Source organism: Lysinibacillus capsici (assembly GCF_020217405.1).
Classification (GTDB): Bacteria; Bacillota; Bacilli; order Bacillales_A; family Planococcaceae; genus Lysinibacillus; species Lysinibacillus capsici.
Genome location: NZ_CP084108.1, coordinates 313,264 through 325,641, shown reverse-complemented (window position 1 = coordinate 325,641; position 12,378 = coordinate 313,264). Strand labels below are relative to the sequence as shown.

The window sequence follows — 12,378 nt, the reverse complement described above, 5'->3', positions numbered from 1 at the left end:
CCGAGCGACGCCTTTGCTCTTTTTTATCAAAAATTCAATGCAATTTACACATACTCATTTACTAAATCATTACTTGATAGTAGATATTTAGCCAATGCTTCAATTTCATCGCCAATTGGTTGATCGGCTAGCAATGGTGGACAGAATTCACGCACCTTCTTTAAGAATTTACTTGTAGTAGGAGATAATTGCTCTTCTGCCTTGTCTAAATGAATAGCCTGTGATGCACAAATCAATTCGATAGCTACAACGCGAGCAGCATTATGAACAATCTGGCGTACTTGACGTGCCGAAGTTGTTCCCATACTTACATGATCCTCTTGGTTACCTGATGTAGGAATAGAATCTACACTCGAAGGATGTGCTAAAACTTTATTTTCTGAGACAATAGAGGCTGCTGTATATTGAGCAATCATAAGTCCACATTCAATCCCAGGGTTTGTTGCTAGGAATGGTGGTAGCCCTTCATTAAGTTGAGGGTTTACCATGCGTTCTGTACGGCGTTCTGAAATATTGGCCCATTCACATACACCTATTTTCAAAAAGTCCATTGCCAAGGCTATTGGCTGTCCATGGAAATGCCCACCCGATAAAACCTCCCCGCTTTCTAAAACGATTGGATTATCAGTTGTTGCATTCATTTCAGTTTGAACACGGTCCTGTGCGTAGAAAAATGACTGCCAAGAAGCACCATGGACTTGCGGTATACAACGTAGTGAATAAGCATCCTGCATGCGAATTTCACCCTGCTTTGTCACACGTTTACTGCCATCAAGCCACTTACGAATACGCCCGCCCACTAGTTCTAACTCTGGATGTGGTCTTACTGCTAAAAGTGCTGGATCAAATGCCGAGGTAATGCCCTTTAAAGCTTCCAGTGTTAAGCTAGCAGCCATATCCGCTGCAAGACCAATTCGTTCAGCTTCATTGACCGTTAATACACCTATCCCCGTCATAGCTTGTGTACCGTTAACTAATGCTAGCCCCTCTTTAGCTTGAAGTCTAACAGGGGTTAACCCGGCTTGCTTTAGCGCATCACTACCACTCATGATTTCTCCGTTGAACTCAGCCTTTCCTTCTCCCACTAACACTAATGCCAAATGTGATAAAGGCGCTAAATCACCACTTGCGCCAACTGAACCTTGTGACGGAACAATCGGATGAACACCTTTATTAATAAAATTCAACAATAGTTGGACTGTTTCCTCACGAATGCCAGAAAATCCTCTGGCTAAAGCATTGGCACGTAACACCATCATTGCACGTACAACATCTGTTGGGAATGGTTCACCAACACCGGTTGCATCTGATCGTAATAAATTTAGCTGCAATAGCTCAATGTCTTCTTCTTTAATCTTTATATTGCTAAGTTTACCAAACCCTGTATTCACACCATAAATTGTTTGGCCTTCAGCTAAACGCTTTTCGATACGCTCTCTACTTAAACGAATACGTTCTAAACTCTCTGTAGCAAGTGCAACTGTTGCTTGCCCCTTCACGATTTCCTCTATTTGTTGTCTTGTTAATGTATTGCCATCAAGCTCGATGATTGACTTCACATGACATCCCCCTATTCCCTATATGGCTATGTAAATAAGTTATCTTCATTCATATTTTCGTAATTTGAAAACATCAGTATCAAATTTTTTAAGCGTTTTCATATCCAAAGTTGATTTTTGCTGATGATCAATTACTCTATTTACATTGTACTAACTACTTTTTTCAGAATATAGAGAATTTTAATAGAGAAAACAAGACTTTTTTTAGATTACTATGTTATTTTTATTAATAAAACCGTACTTTTATATGAAACTTGAATATTTTAAGAAAGGCTGATGGTATGAAACTGTTATTAATTGATCGCGATCCTACTGACCTAGCAGGAATAAAGTGGTTTTTACATACATACTTCCCTGGAGATGTTTTGATTGAAATGTGTACAAGTATTTCAGAAGTGCCTCAAATTATTCGACAATTTGAACCAGATGCCATACTGTTAAATATCGATTTATTTCCTAATAATCGCCTAGCAGGTCTTTATCGCGATTTACAGAAGCTTTCTGGTGCCATTTTAGCCATGACAACAGAGCCATTATTTAAAAATGCTTTGAAAGCAATTGATTTACAAGTGGCTCATCTTTTTGTGAAGCCTATTGATTTAGAGCTATTAAAGAAAAAACTCACAACCATTTCTCTTCGCACACCCCAGATTACAGAAGATGCGCAAGAGGCTACAAACGATTCCTTTTATAATCAATTATTTTTAGATAATAAATCTGGTTCAATTGAGACAACGATACATTTCACAATGATTGAACCCGAGCATACTGAAACCTTCAATAAGCTTTACAATTGGCTTCAACAGACACCGATTCACTTTCATATGAAAACCTATCCTCTATCTAATAGAATCGTATGTCTTTTTCAAACAAATGATATAAGGATTGTGGAAAAAGATGTACGTACACTTATGAAGGAATGGCGATTGATTAGTAATAGTTCTTTAAATATTGGGATATATGATGGAATACCTACAACCATTAAAAATATGTATACATTAACAAAGCGTGCACTACATCAAAGTTTTTATGAGGGCTTTGGCCATATTTTTTACGCGAGCAAACAATATGAAACTCAGCCCTTTGATCCCTTACTGACACCAGAAGAGCAACAATTACTAATAAGTAGTTTGGAAGATGGAAACCTAGAGGCCGTTAAAACATTTTTATACCAGCTTTCTAATGAAGGCATATATTATGAGCAAGATGATTTACGCATTCATCTGACGAGTGTCTTAGCACAAATTAGACGCTTTATGCTGAAATATAAATTACATGAAAAAGCGGTTATCGAACAAAACTACCGTCAGCTATTTCACTTAATCATTGAGCATCCTATATTTTATACGATACTCAATGAGATTATTTCTTTCACGCAGACATTAATTGAGTTAGCAACGGTAGCTCGAATAGAGAAACGAGCTGATTATGTTGAACTAGCTATAGAAATAATTGATCAACAATTTAAAGATAGTGCACTGTCTCTTCCCTTTGTTGCTCATAAGCTTGGAATAAGCCCCAATTATTTAAGTACGATTTTCTCAAGAAAACAAGGCTTGCCATTTAAGCGCTATTTACAACAAGTAAGAATTCATCATGCTACAAAAATGCTGCTAGAAACAGATTTTGCTATTAGCGAAATCGCTCATTTAAACGGTTTTGATGATCCAAATTATTTTATAAAATTATTTAAGCAACAAATTGGTATTACACCTAACCGATATAGAAAAAAATAAAAGATTGATTAAAATGATTTTCAATTAGTTGATTTTATTTTCAATAAAGATTCTTATCATGATGTCATTATCATGACCTTATCGTGATAATTATCTATAATATTGAGATCAGATAAAATAAATTAAAGCTAGAAACTATGTATAATTCGTATGTCTAGCGCATATATTTATAGTTTATACTAAAATACAAATATTCTTTAACGATAATTATTATAATGTACTAGCAATTCTATTTTATATTTGTTATAGTTATAGACGAAGAGTTTGACTCACATTTTTTTCAGGAGGTAAGCTAATATGACAAACGCAAATGATCGTAGCCGTCGCTTTACAACAGCAGGTGGCGCTCCAGTAGTAAGTAACCATGACTCTATGTCAGCAGGTCCACGTGGCCCTCTTTTACTTCAGGATGTATGGTTAGTTGAAAAACTAGCAAACTTCAATCGTGAAGTAATTCCAGAACGTCGTATGCACGCAAAAGGCTCAGGTGCATTTGGTACTTTTACTGTAACGCATGATATTTCACAATATACTAAGGCGAAAATCTTCTCAGAGATCGGCAAGAAAACTGAAATGTTCGCACGTTTCTCTACAGTAGCGGGTGAACGTGGTGCAGCAGATGCAGAGCGAGATATTCGTGGCTTCGCCCTTAAATTCTATACAGAAGATGGAAACTGGGATTTAGTAGGGAACAATACGCCTGTATTCTTCTTCCGCGATCCATTACATTTTACAGATTTAAACCATGTGGTAAAACGTGACCCACGTACAAATATGAAAAATGCCAATTCTAACTGGGATTTCTGGACTTCATTACCTGAAGCACTTCACCAAGTGACAATTGTTATGTCTGACCGTGGTATTCCAGCTAGTTACCGTAATATGCACGGATTTGGTTCTCATACGTATAGCTTTATCAATGCTAATAATGAACGTGTTTGGGTTAAATTCCACTTCCGTACAGAGCAAGGCATTAAGAACTTAACTGGTGCCGAGGCGAATGAGATTATTGGTCAAGACCGTGAATCTTCACAACGTGATTTATATGAAGCAATTGAAAAAGGAGATTTCCCTAAATGGAAAATGTACATTCAGGTAATGACAGAGGAACAAGCTCGTGAGCTACCATACAACCCATTTGATTTAACAAAGGTATGGTATAAAAAAGACTTCCCATTAATTCCTGTAGGTGAGTTCGAGTTAAACAAAAATCCAGACAATTACTTTGCAGAAGTTGAACAAGCCGCATTTGCACCTTCTAACATTGTTCCTGGTATCAGCTTCTCCCCAGATAAAATGTTACAAGGGCGTATCTTTGCATATGCGGATGCACAACGCTATCGTCTTGGTGTAAATCACTATATGCTTCCTGTCAACGCACCAAAATGTCCATTCCGTACTTTCCACCGCGATGGAGCAATGCGCTTTGATGGCAATCTCGGTTCGACATTAAGCTATGAACCAAATAGCTATGGCGAGTGGGAGCATAATTTAGACCATAAAGAGCCTGAATTACGCATTGATGGTCATGCAGGTATTCATGACTTCCGTGAAGACGATAATAATTACTTTGAGCAACCAGGTAAACTATTCCGTCTATTGACTGCGGAAGAGCAACAACGTCTATTTGAAAATACCGCGAATGATATGGCTTCTGTTGAAGAATTCATCAAACGCCGTCACATTCTTCACTGCTATCTAGCTGACCCAGCATATGGTGAAGGTGTCGCTAAAGCGATGGGTCTTTCCTTAGAAGGTATGGACCTTACAAACCCATATGTAAAACAACCAACAAACGTTTAATATTCCACTTTATTATTGATATCCAAATCCAACTTTTACTCCATGTGAATCTACTATTCACATGGAGTTTTTTGATTAAGAAAAGGCCTATGTCTATTTTTTGACATAAGCCTTTTCTTTCATTATTGGTAAATTTGACTGCCTGCTTTTTTAAACTCCTCTGCCTTTTCCTTCATACCTTGATGGATCGCTTCAGTCGTATTCAAATCCTTATCTTTCGCATAATTACGAATGTCCTGTGAAATTCTCATGCTACAGAATTTAGGCCCGCACATAGAACAAAAGTGTGCTGTTTTTGCTCCCTCTGCTGGCAGTGTCTCATCATGATATTCTACTGCACGCTCTGGATCTAGGGACAAATTGAATTGATCACGCCAACGGAACTCAAAGCGCGCTTTAGACAGTGCATCGTCTCGTTGTTGTGCACCTGGATGACCTTTTGCTAAATCAGCAGCATGTGCAGCAATTTTATAAGTGATAACGCCCACACGAACGTCCTCGCGATTTGGTAAACCAAGATGCTCTTTTGGAGTCACATAACAAAGCATCGCTGTACCAAACCATCCAATCATGGCTGCCCCAATGGCTGATGTAATGTGGTCATAACCTGGAGCAATATCTGTTGTGAGTGGTCCTAATGTATAGAAGGGCGCTTCCTTACAAACCTCTAATTGCTTGTCCATGTTTTCTTTAATCAGATGCATTGGTACATGACCTGGTCCTTCAACCATCACCTGAACGTCATGCTGCCAAGCAATTTGTGTTAGCTCGCCTAGTGTTTCAAGCTCTGCAAATTGTGCCTCATCATTGGCATCTGCAATTGAGCCGGGGCGTAAACCATCACCTAAGGAAAAAGCAACATCATAAGCTTTCATAATTTCACAGATTTCCTCAAAGTGTGTATACAGGAAATTCTCTTGATGATGATATAAACACCACTGTGCCATGATAGAGCCCCCTCGAGATACAATACCTGTCACACGATTTGCTGTTAGTGGTACATAGCGTAAAAGGACACCTGCATGAATGGTGAAGTAATCCACACCCTGCTCAGCTTGTTCAATGAGAGTATCACGATAAACCTCCCACGTTAAATCCTCTGCTACACCATTTACCTTTTCTAAAGCCTGATAAATTGGCACTGTTCCCACTGGCACTGCAGCATTTCGAATAATCCATTCTCTAGTTGTATGAATATGTTTACCAGTCGATAGATCCATAATATTATCTGCGCCCCATCGAGTTGCCCAGGTCATTTTCTCAACTTCTTCTGCAATGGAAGAAGATACAGCAGAATTCCCGATATTCGCATTGATCTTTACATGAAAATTACGCCCAATAATCATTGGCTCTGCCTCAGGGTGATTAATATTAGAAGGCATTATAGCTCGTCCAGCTGCAATTTCTGAACGTACAAATTCAGGATTCATATTTTCACGAATCGCTACAAACTCCATTTCAGGCGTTATAATCCCCTTTCGTGCATAGTGAAGCTGTGTCACATTTTTACCTTTTTTAGCACGCAAAGGCTTTCTCGCCAACTCAGGGAAGACATTTTCTTGAATACGCGGGTCATCAACATGACGAAAGCCATTATCCTCCGGTTTAATGGAGCGTCCCTCATATGCTTCTACATCCCCTCGCTCTTGAATCCATGCATTTCGTAAGGCAGGTAAACCTTTCGTAATATCTACTTGGTAGGCTGGATCTGTATAGGGCCCACTCGTATCATATACTCGAATAGGAGCATTTTCTTCATTTCCAAAACTGCCTGTTGTCGGACTTAATGCAATTTCTCGCATAGGTACTAGAATATCTGGGCGTGATCCTTCCACATATACTTTTTTACTTCCTTCAAAGCTAGACATAATGGTAATATTCTTTTCACTAATTGCTGACATGAGCTACTTCTCTCCCTTAAATTTATTTTAATCTAAGGACCGATTCTAGCTCACCCCAACAATCCAAAAAATAAAGGCCGAATCCAAAATAATTATTTGGATCCGGCCACGAATGTAAAGGTCTATTGATTGCATACTCTGCAATAGCTTCTTAACTTTCCCACGCTGGTATGAGCCAGATCAGGTCCAAAGGGTCAAGAAACTTTGTAGCGTTCCCCTCTCAGCCTGACTCATCAGACTCCCCTAGTTAATACTATTTAGTTTGATGCTAGTGTAGCAGATAATACTAAGAGATGGAAGTTATTTTTTATCTTACTAGGTAAATAATACTTCCGCAAAATAGATCACAATGGTTACCGTTATACAGCTTACAATGGTTGAAAATAAAACAGCTTGCGCGGCTGTTGCTGATTCTACATCATATTCCAATGCTAGAATAGAACTATTACGGGATGTTGGAAAGGCACTAGCTATAAACAGTGATTGTGCGACGACTCCATCTAATCCCAATATATAAATAATGGCTAATGCAACAGATGGTCCAATAATTAATCGCGTAAAACAGCTGATAAAGACAGTTTTATTAAACATTGATTTCATCTCTAGTTGTGATAATTGCGCACCTAAAGTAATTAAGGCCACAGCAATAAATCCATCTGCTACATGTTCTACTGGAATTTTGATAAACTGTGGAATACCGATATCAAAATAATTCATAGCGACACCAATAATCAGCGCATGAATAATAGGCATTCTAAAGAAATCCTTGATGATTGTCATACCTGACTTTGTAGAAGAAATTAAATTGTATAAACCATATGTGTACGTAGTCATATTTTGAAAGATTACGAGCATGACCTGAATGGCTACTCCAATAGGTTGCGTGGCAAATATCATTTGAGCCACCGGAATACCGTAATTGCCCGAGTTAATAAGCACCACACTATTTTTAAAGACAGCTGCCTCTGTTCTAGCTAAACCTAGCCCTTTTGCCATAAAATGACTGAGTAACATTTGACTACCAATAAAGAGTACAATAAATAATCCGACCTCTCCCAGTACCGATAACTCCACATGTGTTTCATATAAATTTACAAAAACAGCTGCCGGCATAAAGCAATATGTAATAAGCTGAGACAATGCTTTTAAATTAAAGCGAAATTTCTTTTGTAGGATAGCGCCTATTACAAGTAACACTAAAATAGGTACAACAATTTGAAAGAAAATCATTCCGAGATACATCATATCAATGTCCCCCTCTCAGTGTGAATAGTAGTGTTGAATTCCTTCTAGGTCAATTTCGCTGACTTTCACAATAAAAGAAGACTGCCTCTATATTGAAGGCAGCCTTTGCTTTTAAACAAGCTTAAATCGATTTACAACTTCTTGTAGCTCGTTTGAAATATCGTTCATATTTTGAATAGACTCTGCTACTTTTTGTAATTCTGCTTGTTGATCCATTGCAGAAGCACTTACTTGTTCCGCAGAGGCTGCTGTTTGCTCTGAAATAGCCGAAATACTTTGGATCGCCATGATTGCCTGATTTTTATGCTCTAACATGCTAGATAGTTTATTCATTAATTCACTAATAGAATTTGCAATTGAACCTGACAAGTCACTGCTATCTTTAAATGCTAGTTGCGTGCTTTGTACTGACTCATTTTGAGATTGCATTAAATCTGCATTAGATGCAATCACAGCAACTGTCTGCTGAGAATTTTCAAGAATGCTTTCTACTGTACTCTTAATAATTTCTGTTTCATTTTTAGATTGTTCTGCTAGCTTTCTAACTTCCTCTGCAACTACAGCAAATCCTTTACCATGCTCACCAGCACGTGCAGCCTCAATACTTGCATTTAAAGCTAGCAGATTAGTCTGCTCGGTAATGCTTTGGATCGAAGCAATAATCTGATTAATATTGGCAATATTAGAAGCTAATGATTCCATTTGCTGCTGGATACGCCCATTCATTTCATTTGTCTCCATATTACGCTCTCTTAAACTTTCAACCTCAAGCAATCCTTTTTCTGTTGTTACACCTGTTTTATGAGATAGCTCATCCATTTCATTAGAAAGAGCCGTAATCGCATCAATCTGATCTGATAAATCCATCATTCGATAATTTGTTTCTTCTGTATCCTCTGATTGCTTCGAAGCTCCCTGTGCAATCTCGTTGATAGCTACAGAAACCTCCTGACTAGAAGCAACTACCTCATTAAATGCCTCATTTACCTGATTAGAAGATTGGTTCAATAACCTCGTGGAATTTAGTACAGTTTGAATCGCACTATTGGTTTTATCTAACATATTATTATAGGCCACAGCAACTGCACCAATTTCATCAGGCTTAATATATCGATCTTCCACCTTTTGTGTTAAATCCCCTTCGGCTGCAGTTTCAATCGATGCACGTAAAAATTTAAGTGGTTTTAGTTGTTTATAGATGAATAACACACTTGCAGCTGTCATCAAAACCACCATAATAATGGAAGCAATAATCGTAAATACAAATACATGATTATATGTTTCTAGAATCTTTGATTCAGCTAACACGACTTGAACAGTCCATGTTTCGTCAATACCCTCTAAAATCATTGGAGCAAAAACATTATATGCCTTTTCCTTCAGTTGATCAGAGTCAACGTACATACTTGTTAGCTCGCCATTTTCCATTGTCTTACTAATACTTGTCCAAGTAGGATCCTCTTGCATATTGCGCCCAACTAATTCTTCACCAAAACTGTTAGCTGTTAGCACACCTTTATTCGTAATAATTGCCGCATAACCGCCTTCTGGGGCATTCGATTTTGTTAAATCATTTAAAAAATCGATTGATACATCGGCTGTCAATACACCGAAAAATGTTCCGGAAGCATTGATTAATGGCACAGAAATGGTTGTCATTAATACGGATTGTCCGTTTACATTATAATCATAGGGCTCTGTCAAAACTGCACGTCTCTCTTCTTTTGGTACCCAATACCATTCAGAAATACTCTTATCATCAATACCTTCGATTAGAGCAGTCGAGATATCATTTCCGTTCTTACTTAAATAAGGGATAAAACGTTTTTTAGTATCTACTAAAGCAGCTTCAGTTGGTTCTAAAATAATAGAATCTTGCTCAAAGATTGCTCCTACTCCAAGAATGTCATTATTGCTAGCTAAATTGTTTTCCATTACGTCTATGACACCCTTGGTAGACAACGTATTATTCTTCTCCATGCTTTCTATGATACGCTTTGTTGTTTGTAATGTCGTATTGGCTTTCTTAAATCTTTCACTCATAATAGCTGCAGAAGATTCAGCTGATTGTAATGTTCCATGCTCTGCGTCTTCAACACTTTGCTTTTTTATAATAATCCCCGTTATGACCGTATAGGATAAAAATAAAATGAGAAATAATCCTATTATAAGGGAAGAAAGTTTTAAGGCAATTCCTCTTGATTTTTTCATAACTAACACCCCCACTTTTATACTAATAATAATGGATGGATGATTGTATCACAATAAAATATTTAGCGAATAAAGTAGAAATTTTACAGAATTATAGAGAAAAATACCGATACTTCACCAAATAATTATTTTTCAATATAAAGGACTAATGACTTATTTGAATTGAGATTCATAGTAAAACATCCTCTTCTAATTCTAAATTATAGGAAAATATGATATATTAACTATTAAATAGAATGATTGGAGTGACTTACATGAAAAATAAAGCGCTATCAACATTAATGGCCACGGCTATTACAGCGACACTAGTATTACCAATGTCTACTGCGAATGCCGCCTCATCTCAAATTCAATCAAATTCATATGAGACACATGTAGCAGCAGCAAAAAAAGTAATAGGTGAATCCGTAACGATCAAAAACATAACAAAAGATACTGTGATAACATCTAATGGTACATTCAGAATTCAATCGGCATTAAAACCCCTATTTGATACTTCAAATAAAGCTGCATTAACAAATGCCCGAGCTACCATTGTAGTGAAAAATGGTCAAATTACGGACGTTACTTCATTAATATTAAACAAAGCAGGTACAAGCAAAAAATCTGTTTATTTTGATGGAGGTGACGCACAAATCTCGGGAGATCTTACTGTAAACGCTGACTATGTAAAGATTCAAGATGTTAGTGTGGATGGTCAGCTCATCATTACAAATAGAGTAAAAAAAGCCGTTACACTCGATGAAGTAGCAGTAGAGGAAACAATTACACTAAAACCAATTGTAACGAAAAAGGTAAGTTGGCTATACGTCACTTTAATCGATATGAAATCATCAAACATCAATTTGGAACGTACTAAAGTCAATATATCTTCTGACCAAACGCTTTCCAAAGTAGATGTAGTAGGAAAAGTTACATCGTTTGAAGCTATGTCCAATATAGAAAAGCTTACAATTGATGTGGCAAATGATTTCAGCCTTTACGGTGAGGGTAAAATCGAGCAAATCGTTGTAAAAGGCGGTACTAAAGTAGCTTTAGATTCAGGACATCTCGTAAACAATGTACAGGTGGACGATAGTCGTGTCTCCGTGACGCTTCCTGTCATTGATAAAAAAGAACTTAATACACTTATCGCATCCCCACCGTATGTACAAGTATCTGTAAACGGCTATGATGTTTTAAATACGGACAAATGGACAACACAGACAGAACGTACTGCATTCGAATCTGTAGTAACAAGTGCAAGAGCTGTAGCAAACAATAATAGTGCCTCACAAGAGCAAGTAAAAAATGCTATAAGTCAGTATAAAAATGCACTAGCAGTATACCAGGCTGCACAGAAGAGTGGAACAAAATACGGCTATGGTGATAAAGCTTCATTACAATCCTTAATCAACTCTGTTCAATACGTAACAGTTTCTTGGAATAACGGCTCGGATGTTTATTACAATAACCCTTGGACTACACAATCCGAAAAGAACGCAATTGATTCTGCTGTTTCATCTGCTCAAGCAGTCGTAAATAATTATTATGCATCTCAAACTGATATCGCCAACGCAATCAATAATTTAAACAACGCCATCTGGACTTATAAGAATGCTTATAAGTATGGTAATAATGGATATTATATTGAGAAAACTAGTTTGCAAACACTTATTACATCTGCAACTACGGGAATTGGTTCAGTCTCTAATAAAGGAGATGGTAGCGATGTACCACTTTATTCACAATGGACTACCTTATCTGAATATCAAAAAATAATGTATGCTATCGAACAAGCACAATTAGTTTATAATAATTACCAAGCAACTCAAACTGAAATTACAAATGCATTTAATAACCTAAACGATGCGCTTATTTATTACAACAATATGAAAACCACAAAATACAACTAATATGAAAGGGACTCTGCGTTATGCAGAG

Annotated in this window: 7 protein-coding genes and 1 riboswitch; of the genes, 3 read left to right on the top strand and 4 right to left on the bottom strand. The window is 37.2% G+C overall.

Annotation, left to right across the window (positions count from 1 at the left end; all coding sequences use genetic code 11):
* Nucleotides 1-44: 44 nt before the first annotated feature.
* Nucleotides 45-1,550 carry a histidine ammonia-lyase gene (gene hutH, locus LCP48_RS01575; protein ID WP_192807182.1) on the bottom strand — a complete coding sequence of 502 codons (1,506 nt, stop codon included), beginning with the start codon at nt 1,548-1,550 and terminating at the stop codon, nt 45-47.
* 290 nt (nt 1,551-1,840) lie between these two features.
* Here hutH and LCP48_RS01570 point away from each other — a divergent pair, with 290 nt between their 5' ends.
* Together LCP48_RS01570 and LCP48_RS01565 are read left to right on the top strand one after the other, a co-directional pair.
* Complete coding sequence (locus tag LCP48_RS01570) at nt 1,841-3,295, top strand: helix-turn-helix domain-containing protein (protein WP_004233808.1); 1,455 nt, start codon at nt 1,841-1,843, stop codon at nt 3,293-3,295.
* 297 nt (nt 3,296-3,592) lie between these two features.
* Nucleotides 3,593-5,098: a catalase gene (locus LCP48_RS01565; RefSeq protein ID WP_004233810.1), complete on the top strand. Its 1,506-nt coding sequence runs from the start codon at nt 3,593-3,595 to the stop codon at nt 5,096-5,098.
* 122 nt (nt 5,099-5,220) lie between these two features.
* On the opposite strand, the gene thiC is transcribed toward LCP48_RS01565, so the two are convergent.
* The 3 genes from thiC to LCP48_RS01550 form a co-directional block, all read right to left on the bottom strand.
* Nucleotides 5,221-6,999: a phosphomethylpyrimidine synthase ThiC gene (gene thiC, locus LCP48_RS01560; protein WP_004233811.1), complete on the bottom strand. Its 1,779-nt coding sequence runs from the start codon at nt 6,997-6,999 to the stop codon at nt 5,221-5,223.
* A gap of 140 nt (nt 7,000-7,139) precedes the next feature.
* Nucleotides 7,140-7,254, bottom strand: a riboswitch (TPP riboswitch).
* Nucleotides 7,255-7,314: 60 nt separating this feature from the next.
* Nucleotides 7,315-8,244, bottom strand: coding sequence for an AEC family transporter (locus LCP48_RS01555; RefSeq protein WP_225340610.1), 930 nt, complete (start codon nt 8,242-8,244; stop codon nt 7,315-7,317).
* A 111-nt stretch (nt 8,245-8,355) separates the two neighbouring features.
* Entirely contained in the window at nt 8,356-10,455 is a 2,100-nt protein-coding gene (locus tag LCP48_RS01550; protein WP_004233815.1) for a methyl-accepting chemotaxis protein, read from the bottom strand.
* A 254-nt stretch (nt 10,456-10,709) separates the two neighbouring features.
* Between LCP48_RS01550 and LCP48_RS01545 the strand changes: the two genes are divergently transcribed.
* Complete coding sequence (locus LCP48_RS01545; protein WP_225340609.1) at nt 10,710-12,350, top strand: S-layer protein; 1,641 nt, start codon at nt 10,710-10,712, stop codon at nt 12,348-12,350.
* Nucleotides 12,351-12,378: the final 28 nt, after the last annotated feature.

What these genes read in the sequence shown, in the direction of transcription:
- LCP48_RS01570 (WP_004233808.1), top strand. Translation starts at nt 1,841, where the DNA reads ATGAAACTGTTATTAATTGATCGCGATCCTACTGACCTAGCAGGAATA.
- LCP48_RS01565 (WP_004233810.1), top strand. Translation starts at nt 3,593, where the DNA reads ATGACAAACGCAAATGATCGTAGCCGTCGCTTTACAACAGCAGGTGGC.
- thiC (WP_004233811.1), bottom strand. Translation starts at nt 6,999, where the DNA reads ATGTCAGCAATTAGTGAAAAGAATATTACCATTATGTCTAGCTTTGAA.
- LCP48_RS01555 (WP_225340610.1), bottom strand. Translation starts at nt 8,244, where the DNA reads ATGATGTATCTCGGAATGATTTTCTTTCAAATTGTTGTACCTATTTTA.
- LCP48_RS01550 (WP_004233815.1), bottom strand. Translation starts at nt 10,455, where the DNA reads ATGAAAAAATCAAGAGGAATTGCCTTAAAACTTTCTTCCCTTATAATA.
- LCP48_RS01545 (WP_225340609.1), top strand. Translation starts at nt 10,710, where the DNA reads ATGAAAAATAAAGCGCTATCAACATTAATGGCCACGGCTATTACAGCG.